This is a genomic window from Campylobacter sp. RM9331, from assembly GCF_020137685.1.
Classification (GTDB): Bacteria; Campylobacterota; Campylobacteria; order Campylobacterales; family Campylobacteraceae; genus Campylobacter_E.
Genome location: NZ_JACGBA010000002.1, coordinates 35,854 through 50,644 on the forward strand (window position 1 = coordinate 35,854; position 14,791 = coordinate 50,644).

Consider the following 14,791-nt stretch of genomic DNA (forward strand, 5'->3'; position numbering starts at 1 on the left):
TATGCAAAAACAAGAAAAAATAGTAGAAATGTTTAATGAAATAGCTCCAAGTTATGATAAAGCTAATAAGGTTTTAAGTTTTGGCATCGATGCAAAATGGAGATTTGATGCGATTAGTAAGGTTAAAGATTTTCTTAATTTAAATTCTAATTTAAATATAGCTGATATTGCTTGTGGGACAGGCGATATGTGTGTTTTGCTAAGTAAAATTCCAAATGCAAAGGTTGTAGGGATTGACCCAAGTAGTGGAATGCTAGAAGTGGCTAAAAAGCGTCATTTAGAAATTGATTTTAAATTAGGCTATGCAAATAATTTACCATTAGATAATGAAAGCATAGATTTAATTACTATTAGTTATGGTTTTAGAAATGTGGTTGAAAAAGATGAAGCATTGGAAGAATTTAAAAGAGTGCTAAAGCCTAATGGAACGCTTTTAGTATTAGAGTTTTTTAAAAGAGAAAAGGGCGGTATAATAGGATTTTTCCGTGATTTTTATCTAAAAAAAATATTACCTATAATAGGTGGAATTTTAAGCAAAAACAAAGCAGCTTATGAATATTTACCTAATTCTATTGATGATTTTTACTCAAATGATGAATTTAAAGATAAATTAAAAGAGCATAATTTTGATTTAAAACTTTTCAAAACTTATAGTTTTGGAGTTAGTTCATTGTTTATAGCGAGTAAAAATGTTAGCAAATAAACTAGAAAAAACATATTTTAGTGTAAGCGAAATTAATAATCTTGCTAAAAATAATTTAGAAAATACTTTTTTAAATATCGCAATTCAAGGAGAAGTTAGTAAGATTACAAATCATACTTCAGGGCATTGGTATTTTACTATTAAAGATGAGTTATCAAGCCTTGATTGCACTATGTTTTCAAGCTATAACAAAGGTAAGGCTAATTTAATAGTAGGCAATAAAATAATAGCCATTGGAAAACTTACCATATATCCTGCTAGTGGAAAGTATCAATTAAACTGCACTGATTATGAATTAGCCGATGGATTGGGTAAATTACAAGCAGCTTTTAATGAGCTTTATAAGAAATTAAAAGATGAAGGTTTGTTTTTAGATATTTATAAAAAACAAATTCCAAAAAATATTAAAAAAATTGCAGTAATTACAGCTATTAATTCAGCTGCTGCTAAAGATATTTTAAGAGTTTATGAAAACAACGAAGCTTATTTAATAAAATTAGTGTTTTTTGATAGTTTAATGCAAGGAGAAAATGCTAGTAAAAGAGTAATTGAGTGTATTAAAAAGGCTAATGAATTTGATTTTGATGTTATATTAATAGCTCGTGGCGGTGGTAGTAAAGAAGATTTATTTTGCTTTAATGATGAAGCTTTAGTAAGACAAATCGTAGCATCTAAAATCCCAATAATTACGGGTTTAGGACACGAAATAGATACTCATTTAAGCGATTTAGCAGCTAGTAAGTATTATGCAACCCCAACTGCGGCTATGCAAAGCTTGGTTTATAATAAGTTTGATAGAATGCTAGATTTAGATAATTTGCAAAATTATTTTAATTCAACTATTAAAAAACATTTGGATAAAAAAGAGCAAAATTATTTATATTTAGCAAGTAAATTTTCTAAAAAAGAAGTGAATTTTAAATTTAATTCATATAAAAATAATCTTTTAAATAAAAAGACTTTATTTCAAAATAAGCTAAAAAATATTTTAAAACAAAATGAGCTAATTTTAAATAATCAAAAAACTATTTTAAATAATAATTTTCATAAAGCCTTAGAAAATAAAGAAAAGCTTTATAATATTTATGAAAATAAGATAAATATCACAAAGCTTAAAAGTAATATTTCAAGTATGCAATTTAGCCTAAATCAATATGAAAAACTAGCAAAGCAATCTTTTAATAAGGCTATTTTAAATAAAAATCAATCTTTAAATGATTTTATAAAGAGTAAAAATATCATTGATTTTAAAATAAAACTAGCAAAAGACAAACTAGAAAATCAAAAAATATTATTAAATAACAACTTTAAACCTAAATTTAAAGAAAAATATGTAAAAATAAACAATTATCAAAAGATTTTAAGCACTCATCAATCATTCTTAGAAAGCATTAAAGAGTATGCTAGAGTTATGAAAGATAATAAAGGCATAAAACTTAGTGCTTTAAAAGAAGGTGATGAAATCACGCTAAAATCAATTGATTGTGTAAAAATAGCAAAGATTATAAAGGAGTAAAAATGAGACAATACAATTTTAGTGCAGGACCATCTGAATTACCATTAGAGGTTTTAAAAGAAATTCAAGAAGAATTATTAAGTTATAAAAATAACGGCTTTTCTATTATGGAAATTAGTCATCGCTCAAGTTATTATGAGCAAATGCACAATGACGCTATTAAAGATGCAAAAGAGCTTTATGGAATAAATGATGATTATGAAGTAATTTTCGTTCAAGGTGGTGCTACTATGCAATTTAGCTTATTGGCTATGAATTTTAGCCTAGATAATAAGCCTTGTGAATACATTGATACTGATGTATGGACGCAAAAAGCTTGCGAAGAAGCTATCTTAGCTGGAGTAAATGCAAAAATCGTAGCTAGTTCAAAAGATAGTAAATATAATTATATTCCAAAAATTGCTTTAAATAATGATAGTTCTTATACTTATATTTGTTCAAATAACACGGTGCATGGAACTCAATATAAGCAACTTCCTATTTCAAATTCTCCTTTGATTATTGATGCTAGTTCGGACTTTTTTTCTAAGAAATTAGACTTTTCAAATATAGGTGTTTTATATGGTGGAGTTCAAAAAAATGCTGGTATAGCAGGATTTGCATGTTTAATTATTAGAAAAGACTTATTAGAACGCAGTAAAAATAAAACTATGCCTAAAATGTTTAATTACAACACTTATGCAGATAATAATTCTTTATTTAATACTCCGCCTACATTTGCTATTTATGTATATGCAAAAATTATGAAATGGATTAAGGCTAAGGGCGGACTTGATGCAATTAATCAAGAAAATGAAATAAAAGCTAAATATCTTTATGATATTATTGATAATAGTAATTTTTACAAAGCTTATGTAAATAATGATGATAGATCAGTTATGAATGTTTGCTTTACTACAGGAAATGATGAATTAGACTTAGAATTTTGGAGTAAAGCTGCTAAAGAACACAATATGCTAGGTTTAAAAGGTCATAAAAAACTTGGCGGATTAAGAGCTAGTATTTACAATAGTGCTAGTTTAGAAAAAGTTAAAATTTTAGGTGAATATATGAAAGAATATGAAAGGGTTCGTGGATGAAAAAAGGCTTTTCATTAATTGAGCTTATATTTTCTATGGTTGTAATTGGAATTAGCTTAGCAGCTATTCCAAAAATAGTTAATGCTAGTTTAGAAGGCGATGAGGTAGGTTATAAACAAGAATATTTTTATGAAGTAAAAGAGCTTTATGGACTTATTAGAAATCTACCTTATGATAATTCTAATATAGCTTATGATGAATACAAAACCAATAGCTTATTATCTCAATATATATTAACTCCTGCTTTACAAGGTAAGATAACTTATAAAGTTGATGAGTTAAATCAAATTAATATTAATTCAAGATATTATGCTACTTCATCAGGAAGTGCTGCAAATATCAATAATATTTCTATAAATAATCAAAAAAATGTAAGCTTTTCTAATGTTTTAGGTCAAAATATAAAATATGAATATGGTAAGTATTCAAAAATAGATTCATCTTATAAATTTGGTTTTAAAACCCCTGCTGATTGTGCTATATCAACAAATAGTATATGTGGAGATATAGGCGGGACTAGCACAATGTATGTAGGTCAAATGCAGATTTTAGATGGAGCTAATCCTATTGTATCATTTGATGTATTTTTTAATAAATTTGGAAGATTAGATAGTATTTATAGCCAATATGCAATGAAGACTAGTGATACCACTTGGGATAGCACTAATGAAGCAAAATTAAAAAATTATTTAAGTTTATAAGGAAGTAGATGAAAAAGGCTTTTACGATAATAGAATTAATTGTTGTTATTGTTATTTTAGGAATAATTGCAGGGCTTGGAATTGAGATTATTAAATTTTCTTACGATAACGAACAAAGAGTTAGAGCATTAAATGAACTTGAGCTTAAATCTCAAGCTACTATGGACTTTTTAACAACACACCTAAACAATGCCATTAAAAATAGCTTTAGACTTAAAAAAGCTGAAAATTCTGAATGTGTAAATTCTGTAACTGATTGTAAGTTTGTTTTTAATATTGAAGATGATTCTTTAAAGAAAGATTTTAAGATTTTTGAATGGGCTAGAATTGCTATTATTGATAAAAAGCATAATAAATGGGACGGGCTTAATGAAACTAGAAGCGTTATTAATGCAGCTGTAAATGATAAAGCAAGTTGCTATGATGGAACAAATTATTTTAATTGTTTTTCTCATAAACAAAAAGGTATTAATACTAAAATTATTAATTCGTATTCTTTAGGAGATAAGTTAGGCGTATATTTTTTAGGGGATAATATAGCAACTTCAACTTCTTTTATGGAAAAAGATTTGTATGATTTAGAAATAGCTGAAAGAAATGTTGGTAGTGGTAAGAAAGAAGATTATGCAAAAATTGAACTAAAACTAAGTGATAAGATTTTTACAATTAGTAATGTATATGTACTAGTTGATAAGATTGAAGGTATTAAGTTTGAAGATGGTGAATTAAAATATTATAGTTATGATTTTAAAGATAAAAGACCAAATTTCTCAACAAATAGCATTGATAAAGTAACACTTGTAAATAATGTTAGTGATTTTATTATTAGTAATAATAACGGCGTTACTAAAATTAAATTATGCTTAGAAGTAAATGATTTGCCAGGTAGTTTTATTACTAAAAAGACAAGCCTTAAAGTTTGCAAAAGTGGGGTAATAATATGAAAAAATCAGGTTTTAGTATGATAACTGCTATTATATTTATTATTTTAGTAAGCGTTGTTGGAGTTTTAACACTGCAATCATCAAAAAGCACCGTGTCATTTGCAGCTAGAGCTTATCTTAAAGAGCAAGTTGAACTTATAATGGACGGGGCTAGAGCAAAGGCATTAAGTAGATGGTTTGAATCAGGTGATCCTATAGTTAATTCAGGTATTATGTCAAACGCAAAAATAACCGAGAATTACTATTACCCTAGTAATAGTGATAGAAAATATTTAATCACAATAGAATATACAAAAGTTGATAGCTCTAAAGCGTTAAAATTTGATAAAAACACCGTTTTAGCAAGAATTAGTGTTGAGACAGGAGAAGCTTTATCAAAAGTAGCAAAAATTAGATTAGTAAGAGATTACACAATAGGAAATTAAAGGAAATATTATGCAAAAGCAAGTTTTATTAAGCTATGGTGGTGGCGGAGATGAGATGAATGAGTTTTTAAATAATTTTATTTTAAAACATATTCATGCTGATAATTCTCAAGGACTTAGCGAAGATGCTGCTGTGTGTGATGGTTTTTCTAAAATTGCTTTTTCAACTGATTCTTTTGTGCTTGACCCAATTTTTATTAATGGTGCAAATATAGGTAAAATCGCAGCTTGTGGTTCTATAAATGATGTTTTGATGATGGGAGCAAAGCCTAAATATCTTACTTTAGGTCTTATTTTAGAAGAAGGTTTTTTACTTGATGATTTAGCAAAAATATTAAATGATTTATCAAATACTGCAAAAGAATTTGAAGTAGGAATTAAGTGTGGGGATTTAAAGGTAGTTCCTAAAGGTAAGGCTGATAAGATATATATAAATACAACTTGTATAGGCGATGCAAATGGATTTATTAATAATAATAAAATTAGCACAAAAAATATAAAAGAAGGCGACGCTATTATAGTAAGTGGTGATTTAGGAAGGCATGGAGCTTGTGTAATGGCTGCTAGATTTGGTTTTAACTACGATATTATGAGTGATGCAAAATGTTTATATAGTGAAGTAAGAGATATTTTAAAATACGATATAAAATGTCTAAGAGACGCTACTCGTGGTGGTTTATCTAGCGTGTTAAATGAATTAGCAAAATCAAGTGGCTTGGAATTTATAATCAATGAAAGTGATATTAGTATAAGTGATGGGGTTTTAGGGCTTTGTGAATTATTAGGATTTGATGCTTTAGAATTAGCTAATGAAGGAACATTTGTTTGTATTTGTTCTAAAGAAGATGCACAAAATGTATTAAAAGAATTAAAAAAATACAATGATTTTGCAAATATAATAGGTGTAGTGCATAAGTCAAAAAGCCCATCAGTAAAGCTTAATAATAGCTATGGTGGAAGTAGGATTTTACAAATGCCAAAAGGCGAATTATTGCCAAGGATTTGCTAATGCATGAAATGGCAATTGTTAATAATCTTTTAGATGAGTGTGAAAGAATTAGAATAAATAATAAAGCTACAAAAATTACTAGAGTAAGAGTTAGTATAGGTAGGCTTAGTGGGGTTGAAGAGCATTATTTTAAAGAAGCTTTCAATGCTTTTACTAGCGATAATAATTCAAGCTATTTCAATGCTAAATTAGAAGTAGTTTTAAAAGAACTTGAACTTTTTTGCAAAGATTGTAATTGTAGTTTTATTCAAAATAAAAATGAGTTTTGTTGCAAAAATTGCTCTAGCAATAATGTTGAGATTAAAAGTGGCGATGAATTATTATTAGAGCAAGTTGAATTAGAGTGATTTTAGTTATCAATTAGATATTTATATACTATATCTTGGCGTTTTGAGATTTGGTTTATAAAATACTTAATTCTCTCATCGTTTGTTAGAATTTTATCATCTATTTCATCATAAAAATAATAAGGCAAGTCATTGCTTATATTTTCCATCATTTTAAATCTAGTGATTAAAATTCCAATATCTGATTGTTCTTTTAATTGAATTTTATTATATTTTGAATATAAATACTCATTTAATGATATACATAAGTTATTCATTTCCAAAACTGCTTCTAGTAGTCTAATTTGTTCAATTTTATTATGCTTGTTTCTGCTTTCGTATAAAAGGTTTTTAAGGCTTTTAATATTTAATAAAATTTTATTTTCATAATTTAAATAATCTTCTTTTTTAATAACAGCACTTAAGAAGTTTTTAAGATTATTTATTGCGTCTTTTAAAGTAGGTTTTATATCATCTTCGCTTTTGCTAGGCCAAAGATACGAAAAGGTATAAACTATAAAAAATGCTACAATAAAATCAATTAATCTATATACAAGTAATCTTTCATAATCAAGTCCTAAACTCGCAAATAAAATAGCAAGATTTAGCATAATAAAAATAGTTGCTATAAAATATGGAAAATGCTTAAAATATATACAAGCAAAATATGATAAAAATAGCACTACAAAAATTAATTTTGAATGTATTGAAAAAATAATTAAAAGTCCTAATGCAAAGCCTATGAGTGCTGCATAAATGGTTTCTTTATTATTAATTGTAGTTGAATTGATGGTTTCTTTAAACATTGTAAAAACACCCATCGCTATCCAAATTCCGTGGTCAATTTTGAAAAATAATGCTAAAAATAACGAAAACGAAGTTGCTAATGCAACTTTTATTGAGAATTTAAAATACTTATTATCAAAATGAAACTTTTCTAAAATAGTTTTAATTGTGATTTTTTTATCTTTTGGTTTTAAGGTTAATTGTTTTGCTCCACCTTGTTTAAATAATTCAAGCTTGTAATAAAGAACCTCTACTAAGGTGCATAATATTGGTAAGGTATTTAATTGTTTTAATCTATCAAGACAAAATGATTTGAGATTGACTTTTTCATCTTTAAATATCTTTTTTAATTCTTCAAGATTAAAAATAATTTCATTTTGAATATTTTTTATATGAGCGTTTTTTGAATTTTGTTTAAAAAATGTCCTTAGTGAAAATAAAGCAAGTGCTATTTCTTCACACTTTAGCAAATAAAACATAGCCATTTCTTGGTGTCTTATAAGGCTTGAGTCTTTTATATTTACTGATTTACTTTCAAAAAGTCTTTTAAATTCATTTATCCTTGTTACGAATAAATTTTGCCACATTTCATATTTGCTATTTGTCATATTTTCACTCATATAAATCAAATCATTTAAAAGCATTATAAAACTTCTTCTAGTAAATCCACCATAAGTATAAAATGCAAAAGTTCTAAAAATAGTTGCTACGCAAGAGCCAATTAATGTCGCATAAAATACTTCTAAAGAATCAAAATTATTTAGACTAGCACTAATTAACATAGCCATAACAAGTAAGGTTGCATATATGCCAACTTTTAGTGCGTCTTGTGAAATTGCACCTGCAAAAATAACAGCGAAAATCCAAATAAAACTAGGAATTGCCATAAAAAAATCAAGTTTGATTAAATAAGGAACTACTAGAGCAAAAAAACAACCAAAAAAAGTAAAAGCTAGCAAATATAATATTTTCTTAGTTCCTACCGAATTAAGATTGTTCATATAAAATATAAAAACACAAGACAAAACACTAAAAATAGTATAGTTTTCGTGAATTGTAAAATAGCTTATGATTAAGCAAATAGCAAGTCCAACACAAGCTTTCATAGCGTATAGTAATGAAAAATTACTAGGGTCGTATTTATGAAAATACACTTTTAATTTTTGATACGAATTAATAAAATATTGTTTATTTAGTTCCATATTGCACTTCAAAATAATTTGTAATTTTATTTTTAAATTGTAAAGCTTCTATTTTTCTTTTAAGCTCTTTATTTTCTTCGCTTAATACTTCTCTTTTATCTTTTAATTGAGCATAAACTTTACTTGATTCATAGAGTTGAAGTCTAACCCAAACTAAGCTAATTGATATAATCATTATTATAAAAAATAATAATATTAGCCTTTTGTTAAAACCTAAAATAGAATAATCTTGGTATTTATTTATTAGTAATTCTTCTTTTTCTTCTGTACTTGTTCTTATGTTTTTCATTATTTTAAATAAAACGCTCTAAGTTTTGCACAACTTGACCTAGAATTATATTTTATTTCTTCTTTGCTAGGTTCAATTGGTTTTTTAGTAATAATTTTTCCTAAGGAATGGTTATTACCACATTCACATCTAATTGCAAATTCATCACAAATGCAATTATTTGCCCATTTTTTAAAAGTGTCTTTTACTATTTTATCTTCTAAAGAATGAAAAGTAATTATACAAATTAGACAACTTTTAAATTCTTTTAGTTGCTCTAAAAATCTTTTAAGCACTCCTAATTCATCATTTACTTCAATTCTAATTGCTTGAAATATTAAAGTTTTTAGGCTTACACTACGATTGTTTAACTTTGCATTTCCTATTATTTTACTAAGTTCTTTGCAAGAGTTAATAGGTCTATTTTTGATAATATTTGAAGCTATATCAGAAGCTAGTTTTTCTGGTAATTCTGCGTAATTTTTAAAAATTTCACTTAGTTGCTTGCTAGTATAGGTATTAATTAGAGTTTTTGCATCAAAATCTTTATTTTTATCCATTCTCATATCTAATTCACTAGAATCAAAAGAAAAACCCCTATCATCTTTATCTAATTGCAAACTAGATACTCCAATATCTGCTAATACACCTTTAATTTCATTTTTGTTATTAATGAAAGAAAATATATTTTCATAATTTGTTTTATAAATTTGAATATCTACATTAAATTCTTTTAATTTTTCTTTAGAATAATTGATGGCTTCTATATCTTGGTCACATGCTATTAGATTTAGTTTATTATTATTTTTTAATATAGCACTAGCGTGTCCTGCATAGCCCAAAGTCGCGTCAAGATAATAACCATTATCTAAATCTTTAAATAATTTAACTACTTCATCTTTTAAAACGGGAATATGAATTTGCAAATGCTTACCTTGTAATTTAATATTGTATATATAATAAATAAAACTTTTTAACAAGGATATAATAATGTTTGCTGAAATCAAAAAATACGCAAAAATAATGTATGAAAAAGACTTTATATATGGACTTAATGGTTCTATATCTTCAAGATTTGAAGATAATGCGTTTTTAATAAACAAAAATACAATATTTAATGATGATAATTCATTCTTTATTAAATTATTATTAAATGAAAATTATAAACAATATGATGCTTGTAAATATGTAAAATTACATTCAAAAATATATAATTCTTTTTCACAAGCTAAAGTGATAGCCGTAGTTTGCACTAAAGATATAATGAAAATATGTAATGGTTCAAGTTTGAAATATCAAAATCAAAATATTTTTATAGAAAATGAATTAATTTTGCAAGATATGAATGTTTTAATAGATAAATTAAGAAAAAATAAATCTAATTTTTTAATGATAAAGAATTTTGGATTATTGATTTTTGATAGAGATTTTAATGGTTTATTTTCTAAAATTTTTGATATAGATTTGCAGGCTAAAATTTCTTTATAAATTAAATCTTTGTTAATGCTTATAAGATAGGATTTTTCTTTAAAAACACTTGAAATTAGGATAAATAATGATTACTTGGATGCAGCGTCATAAAAAATATTTAGTTGTTACAATTTGGATTAGCGTTATAGCATTTGTTGGTGCAGGAACTGTTGGTTGGGGTAGTGTAGATTTAAATAGTTCAAGAAGCAAATATGTAGCAAAAGTAGGAAATTTAGGCGTAACACATAAAGAATTTAATGATAAATATAGCGAATTATTTTATATTCAAAATCAATTATCTAATGGTGAATTAACAGAAGAACAAGCGTTAAAATTAGGACTGGATAAACAAGCATTAGTGGAATTAATAAGAGAAAAATTATTATTAAATTATGCTTATGATTTGGGATTTTATGCTAGTGAAGAAGAAGTTGTAAAAACAATAGCTAGCTATGAGTTATTTAATAAAAGTGAAGAAGATAAAACATTTGATAAAAGTAAATATTTAACATATTTGAAAAATTTAAGAATGAGTGAAGCAGATTTTGCTAATCAAATTAAAAATAAATTAGAAATTTCTAAATTATTAAAATTACTAGCAGTTCCAGCAAATAAAGAAGAATTAGAAATCGCAAATGCTAGTTTAAATATGCAAGATGAGATAAATTTAAAAATTATAGATTTGTCTAAAGAAGAAGATAAAATCAAATTAAGCGAAGATGAATTAAAGTCTTATTGGCAAGAACATAAAGATGAATATAAAACTGAACTATCATATGATTATTCTGTATATACATTAAATCCTAATTTAGACAATTTAATTGAAAGTGATATGAAAGCTTATTGGGAAAATAATAAATTTAATTATAAAGATGAAGAAGGCAAAATTAAAGAATATGAACTAGCAATAAATGATGTTAAGATAGATTTTGCTTTAAGTTTGTTAGAAAAAGAAGCTAAACTTGATTATATTAAGTTAAAAAATAATGAAATTAAATTCCAATCAACTACAAATCAAAATGCTTATTCTGAATTAGTTTTACAAAATAAAGATTTAAAAGTAGGTGAAATGAGTAAGCCTTTTATTATGGATAATAAATATTACATAGTAAGACTTGATAAAATAAATCAGCCAACTGCTTTAGAATTTGAAAAAGCTAAAATGATGGTAGAAGAAGATTTAAGAGAATTAAAATTTAAAGAATTATTGTCAAATACAGGCGAAGAAGAATTAAAAAAAGATAAAATTAATGGCAAAAATATAGGTTTTATATCTAAAGTTTCTAAAAATAATACCGATTTAACAGATACAGAATTTTTTACATTTGTGAGCGAGTTATTTTTGAAAAATACTAAAAAATCTTATGTGCTTTTAAATGATAAAGTATTAGTATATGAAATACTTTCTCAAAAATTAGTTGATAATACAAGTGAAAAGAATAATACTGATTTAAGTAATGAGTTGAAAAATATTAATTTTACTCTTATGCTTGATGATTTAATAAAAGAATTAGATAAGCGTTATGAAATTAAAAATTATTATAAAGGTAGTGAATTTTGAATATTTTAGCTATTGATCTTGGTTCTAGTTTAATAAAAGTAGCTATTGTTAGTTTTGATGGGGAAGGTATCAAAGTAGTTAGTGTTGCTAATACACAAACTTACGGAATTAAATCTGGAAAAATTACAAGCATTAATGACGCAAGTAATTCCATTAAAAAAGCAGTAAATAAGGTTAAGGAAAATTTAAGTATTAATATAGATAAAATTGCTGTTTCTGTTAGTGGAGCTTATACAAATTCTGTAACCGGATATGCTGACATAAGGCTAGATGCTAATGGCTCGGCAATTACGATTAAGGATATAGAAAAAGCAATTAATGCTGCTAGAACATCTGCAGATATTCATAGCGATCAAATTCCAATTCATATACTACCTTATAGATTTAGAGCGAATAATACTGATAATATTGAAGATCCACTTGGTATGATGGCTTCAAGCTTTAGGTTGGAAGCTAATATTATTACTATGAATAAAAATGATTATGAAAATATAAAGCAAATATTATCAAATGCTGATATAAAAAACTATGTTTTAGTATCTTCTATATATGCTAATTCAATTTATTGTTTAAATAACGATGAAAGAGAAAATGGTGTTGCTATCATTGATTGTGGTTCGCAAGTATGTGATATTGCAATATATGCTTATAATTCAATTATATGGATGTATTATTTTCCTTTTGGTTCTTGGCATATTACAAGCGATATTGCTAAATATCTTACCGCTAGCAATGAGGTTGCAGATAAAATTAAATTACAATTTTCTTTATTTAAAGATGAAGAAAATAGCACCCATGTAGAATATTACAAAACCGGTTCTCAAACTCTTGATAGAGTATCTGTTGAATCAGTTTCAAAGTGTGTAAATATGAGACTTACAGAAATGCTTGAATGTATATATGCTAGCATAGATGATAGTCCTTATGAGAAATTTTTCTCAAGAGTAGTTTTAACTGGAGGTTGTTTCAAAATAGACAATATGGCTGAAAGAGCAACTCCTAAATTTAACAATAAAGCCGTAAGAACCGTTATAGAAAAAAATAGCGTATTTTATGGGGATAATGAGATTTTTACTATGCCTGAATATACATGTTTATTAGGCCTATGTATGTATTCTTGTGGTTTTCATACTAAATATGAGCTTAATTCTAGTGGTGTTTTATTAACTAGACAAAAAACCACAGAATTAGAAAAAATCATAGATTTTTCGGTAGATAAAGAAATAGAAACTAAAAACAATACTTCTTATTACACAAATATAGATGTTAAGGAACAAAAATTGCTTAAGGTTGAAAAAAATGACAAAGATGAAGTATTAGAGTCATTAAAGATTAGTTCTAACGAAGAAAAATCTGAAGGCGTTTTTGCTAAATCTTGGAAGAAAGTTTGTGCTTATATAGAAAGGATATTTTAAGAAATGGATTTTGATATTTTAGGTGATAATATAGATTTTAAAGTAATGGAGAGTGAAATGGATTGCGGCGTTAAGATAAAAGTAATTGGTGTTGGTGGAGCAGGTGGAAATATGATAAATCATATTGTAGAAACTTGTGCTAGTTCTTTAAAAGTTGATATTTCTAATGTAGATATTATGATTGCAAATACTGATATTCAAGATATAAATAGGTCAAAAGCAAACATTAAAATACAATTAGGACCAAAGAAGACAAATGGTCGTGGAGCTGGTGCAAATCCTGAAATAGGTAGAATTTCAGCTGAAGAAGTTGAAGATGAAATTAAAGAACGCTTAGCAGGAACAGAATTATTATTTATCGCCGAAGGTCTAGGTGGTGGAACTGGCACTGGTGCAGGTCCAGTAATTGCTAAAATTGCAAAATCTTTAGGCATACTTGTTGTTTCTGTTGCTACATTCCCATTTAGCTATGAAAAAGCTAGAATTAAAGCTGCTGAAAAAGGATTAGAAGAGCTAAAAAAAGAAAGCGATTGCGTTATATTAATCCAAAATGATAAGTTAAAATTAGTAGTTCCAAAAACTTTAAATACTAGAGAAGCTAACAAATTTGCTAATGATGTTTTAGTAAATGCTGTAACCGGCATAATTAAAATGTTATTAATTGAAGCTGATACTAATATAGATTTTGCAGATGTTACTTCTGTTATGAGCCATCGTGGAACAGCACTTATGGGAATGGGAAGAGCTGAAGGTGAAAATGCTATTAAAGAAGCGTATGCAAATGCAATTGATTCTCCATTATTAGAAAATTATACAACTAATCTACAAGATGCTAAAGCTATGATAGTATTTTTTAGCTATGGTGAAAATATTCCTTTCTTCCAACTTGTTGAGACAATGGAAGAGATTTCAAATTCTAGTAACGAAGATTTAAATGTATTCTGCGGACATGTATTAGATACTAGCTTGCCAGCTGATGCTGTTGAAGTTACTATTATAGCTACAGGTTTTGATGAAACAAGAGCACAAAAAGCTAAAATTGAGCAAGAGAGCAAAAAGCGTGAAGAAGAGTTAAGCTATAAAATAGTTCAACCTGAAATGCAAAAAGTAAGTGGCGGAACAATAAAAGTAGATTATAAAACTAGAGATTTTAACGAACCTGCATTCGTTAGAAATGGTCAAGATTAATATAAAAAATGTAGCTCAAAATGTTGCTACAATTTTATTTATGGGGGACAAAATGTCTCCCAAATGTCCCCGCAATATTTTTTGCATATATTTATTTAAAAAGATTTTAAAAGTATTTCAAAGCCGATTTAATGGGCTTTTATAAAGATTTTGTAAAGTATGTTGTAAAGGTTTTTTGAAAGTATTTTATAAAATGTA

Annotated in this window: 15 protein-coding genes; 12 read left to right on the forward strand and 3 right to left on the reverse strand. The window is 26.4% G+C overall.

Annotated elements, in window-relative coordinates:
- Nucleotide 1: 1 nt before the first annotated feature.
- Genes ubiE through AVBRAN9331_RS01215 form a run of 8 tightly spaced genes read left to right on the forward strand, consistent with a single transcriptional unit; the run spans nucleotide 2 to nucleotide 6,724 of the window.
- On the forward strand, nucleotides 2-703 hold the full coding sequence (gene ubiE / locus AVBRAN9331_RS01180) for a bifunctional demethylmenaquinone methyltransferase/2-methoxy-6-polyprenyl-1,4-benzoquinol methylase UbiE (RefSeq protein ID WP_336612250.1): 702 nt from the start codon (nucleotides 2-4) through the stop codon (nucleotides 701-703).
- Nucleotides 690-2,219: an exodeoxyribonuclease VII large subunit gene (xseA, locus tag AVBRAN9331_RS01185; protein ID WP_336612251.1), complete on the forward strand. Its 1,530-nt coding sequence runs from the start codon at nucleotides 690-692 to the stop codon at nucleotides 2,217-2,219. The genes ubiE and xseA overlap by 14 nt, the downstream gene beginning before the upstream one ends.
- Nucleotides 2,220-2,221: 2 nt before the next feature.
- Nucleotides 2,222-3,298, forward strand: coding sequence for a 3-phosphoserine/phosphohydroxythreonine transaminase (gene serC, locus AVBRAN9331_RS01190; protein WP_336612252.1), 1,077 nt, complete (start codon nucleotides 2,222-2,224; stop codon nucleotides 3,296-3,298).
- On the forward strand, nucleotides 3,295-3,999 hold the full coding sequence (locus AVBRAN9331_RS01195) for a type II secretion system protein (RefSeq protein ID WP_336612253.1): 705 nt from the start codon (nucleotides 3,295-3,297) through the stop codon (nucleotides 3,997-3,999). The genes serC and AVBRAN9331_RS01195 overlap by 4 nt, the downstream gene beginning before the upstream one ends.
- A gap of 8 nt (nucleotides 4,000-4,007) precedes the next feature.
- Nucleotides 4,008-4,943: a prepilin-type N-terminal cleavage/methylation domain-containing protein gene (locus AVBRAN9331_RS01200; protein WP_336612254.1), complete on the forward strand. Its 936-nt coding sequence runs from the start codon at nucleotides 4,008-4,010 to the stop codon at nucleotides 4,941-4,943.
- A complete protein-coding gene (locus AVBRAN9331_RS01205; protein WP_214150038.1) occupies nucleotides 4,940-5,368 on the forward strand; it encodes a hypothetical protein in 429 nt (142 codons plus the stop codon). The genes AVBRAN9331_RS01200 and AVBRAN9331_RS01205 overlap by 4 nt, the downstream gene beginning before the upstream one ends.
- 10 nt (nucleotides 5,369-5,378) lie before the next feature.
- Nucleotides 5,379-6,377: a hydrogenase expression/formation protein HypE gene (gene hypE, locus AVBRAN9331_RS01210; RefSeq protein WP_336612255.1), complete on the forward strand. Its 999-nt coding sequence runs from the start codon at nucleotides 5,379-5,381 to the stop codon at nucleotides 6,375-6,377.
- Nucleotides 6,377-6,724: a hydrogenase maturation nickel metallochaperone HypA/HybF gene (locus AVBRAN9331_RS01215; RefSeq protein WP_214116574.1), complete on the forward strand. Its 348-nt coding sequence runs from the start codon at nucleotides 6,377-6,379 to the stop codon at nucleotides 6,722-6,724. The genes hypE and AVBRAN9331_RS01215 overlap by 1 nt, the downstream gene beginning before the upstream one ends.
- A 2-nt stretch (nucleotides 6,725-6,726) precedes the next feature.
- Here the strand turns inward: AVBRAN9331_RS01215 and AVBRAN9331_RS01220 are convergent, their stop codons facing one another.
- Genes AVBRAN9331_RS01220 through rsmH form a run of 3 tightly spaced genes read right to left on the reverse strand, consistent with a single transcriptional unit; the run spans nucleotide 6,727 to nucleotide 9,885 of the window.
- Nucleotides 6,727-8,703, reverse strand: a complete 1,977-nt coding sequence (locus AVBRAN9331_RS01220) for an FUSC family protein (RefSeq protein ID WP_336612256.1) — start codon at nucleotides 8,701-8,703, stop codon at nucleotides 6,727-6,729.
- The gene (locus tag AVBRAN9331_RS01225; protein WP_214116578.1) at nucleotides 8,678-8,980 is read right to left on the reverse strand and encodes a hypothetical protein; all 303 of its coding nucleotides are present in this window, start codon (nucleotides 8,978-8,980) and stop codon (nucleotides 8,678-8,680) included. The genes AVBRAN9331_RS01220 and AVBRAN9331_RS01225 overlap by 26 nt, the downstream gene beginning before the upstream one ends.
- A complete protein-coding gene (gene rsmH, locus AVBRAN9331_RS01230) occupies nucleotides 8,980-9,885 on the reverse strand; it encodes a 16S rRNA (cytosine(1402)-N(4))-methyltransferase RsmH (RefSeq protein WP_336612257.1) in 906 nt (301 codons plus the stop codon). The genes AVBRAN9331_RS01225 and rsmH overlap by 1 nt, the downstream gene beginning before the upstream one ends.
- A 64-nt stretch (nucleotides 9,886-9,949) precedes the next feature.
- On the opposite strand from rsmH, the gene AVBRAN9331_RS01235 reads away from it, so the two are divergent.
- The 4 genes from AVBRAN9331_RS01235 to ftsZ all read left to right on the forward strand — a co-directional run bounded on the left by AVBRAN9331_RS01235 (nucleotide 9,950) and on the right by ftsZ (nucleotide 14,593).
- Entirely contained in the window at nucleotides 9,950-10,447 is a 498-nt protein-coding gene (locus tag AVBRAN9331_RS01235) for a hypothetical protein (RefSeq protein ID WP_214116582.1), read from the forward strand.
- Between the two features lie 67 nt (nucleotides 10,448-10,514).
- Complete coding sequence (locus AVBRAN9331_RS01240) at nucleotides 10,515-11,990, forward strand: peptidylprolyl isomerase (protein ID WP_336608489.1); 1,476 nt, start codon at nucleotides 10,515-10,517, stop codon at nucleotides 11,988-11,990.
- Entirely contained in the window at nucleotides 11,987-13,405 is a 1,419-nt protein-coding gene (gene ftsA / locus AVBRAN9331_RS01245; RefSeq protein WP_336612258.1) for a cell division protein FtsA, read from the forward strand. The genes AVBRAN9331_RS01240 and ftsA overlap by 4 nt, the downstream gene beginning before the upstream one ends.
- 3 nt (nucleotides 13,406-13,408) lie before the next feature.
- Nucleotides 13,409-14,593 (forward strand): cell division protein FtsZ, encoded by a 1,185-nt coding sequence (gene ftsZ / locus AVBRAN9331_RS01250; RefSeq protein WP_214116589.1) that lies wholly within the window; start codon nucleotides 13,409-13,411, stop codon nucleotides 14,591-14,593.
- Nucleotides 14,594-14,791 lie beyond the last annotated feature (198 nt).

Bases quoted from the DNA above. Each gene is read 5' to 3' on its own strand.
- xseA (WP_336612251.1), top strand. From the start codon at position 690: ATGTTAGCAAATAAACTAGAAAAAACATATTTTAGTGTAAGCGAAATT.
- AVBRAN9331_RS01225 (WP_214116578.1), bottom strand. From the start codon at position 8,980: ATGAAAAACATAAGAACAAGTACAGAAGAAAAAGAAGAATTACTAATA.
- AVBRAN9331_RS01200 (WP_336612254.1), top strand. From the start codon at position 4,008: ATGAAAAAGGCTTTTACGATAATAGAATTAATTGTTGTTATTGTTATT.
- AVBRAN9331_RS01240 (WP_336608489.1), top strand. From the start codon at position 10,515: ATGATTACTTGGATGCAGCGTCATAAAAAATATTTAGTTGTTACAATT.
- AVBRAN9331_RS01195 (WP_336612253.1), top strand. From the start codon at position 3,295: ATGAAAAAAGGCTTTTCATTAATTGAGCTTATATTTTCTATGGTTGTA.
- hypE (WP_336612255.1), top strand. From the start codon at position 5,379: ATGCAAAAGCAAGTTTTATTAAGCTATGGTGGTGGCGGAGATGAGATG.
- ftsZ (WP_214116589.1), top strand. From the start codon at position 13,409: ATGGATTTTGATATTTTAGGTGATAATATAGATTTTAAAGTAATGGAG.
- serC (WP_336612252.1), top strand. From the start codon at position 2,222: ATGAGACAATACAATTTTAGTGCAGGACCATCTGAATTACCATTAGAG.
- AVBRAN9331_RS01215 (WP_214116574.1), top strand. From the start codon at position 6,377: ATGCATGAAATGGCAATTGTTAATAATCTTTTAGATGAGTGTGAAAGA.
- ubiE (WP_336612250.1), top strand. From the start codon at position 2: ATGCAAAAACAAGAAAAAATAGTAGAAATGTTTAATGAAATAGCTCCA.
- AVBRAN9331_RS01205 (WP_214150038.1), top strand. From the start codon at position 4,940: ATGAAAAAATCAGGTTTTAGTATGATAACTGCTATTATATTTATTATT.
- AVBRAN9331_RS01235 (WP_214116582.1), top strand. From the start codon at position 9,950: ATGTTTGCTGAAATCAAAAAATACGCAAAAATAATGTATGAAAAAGAC.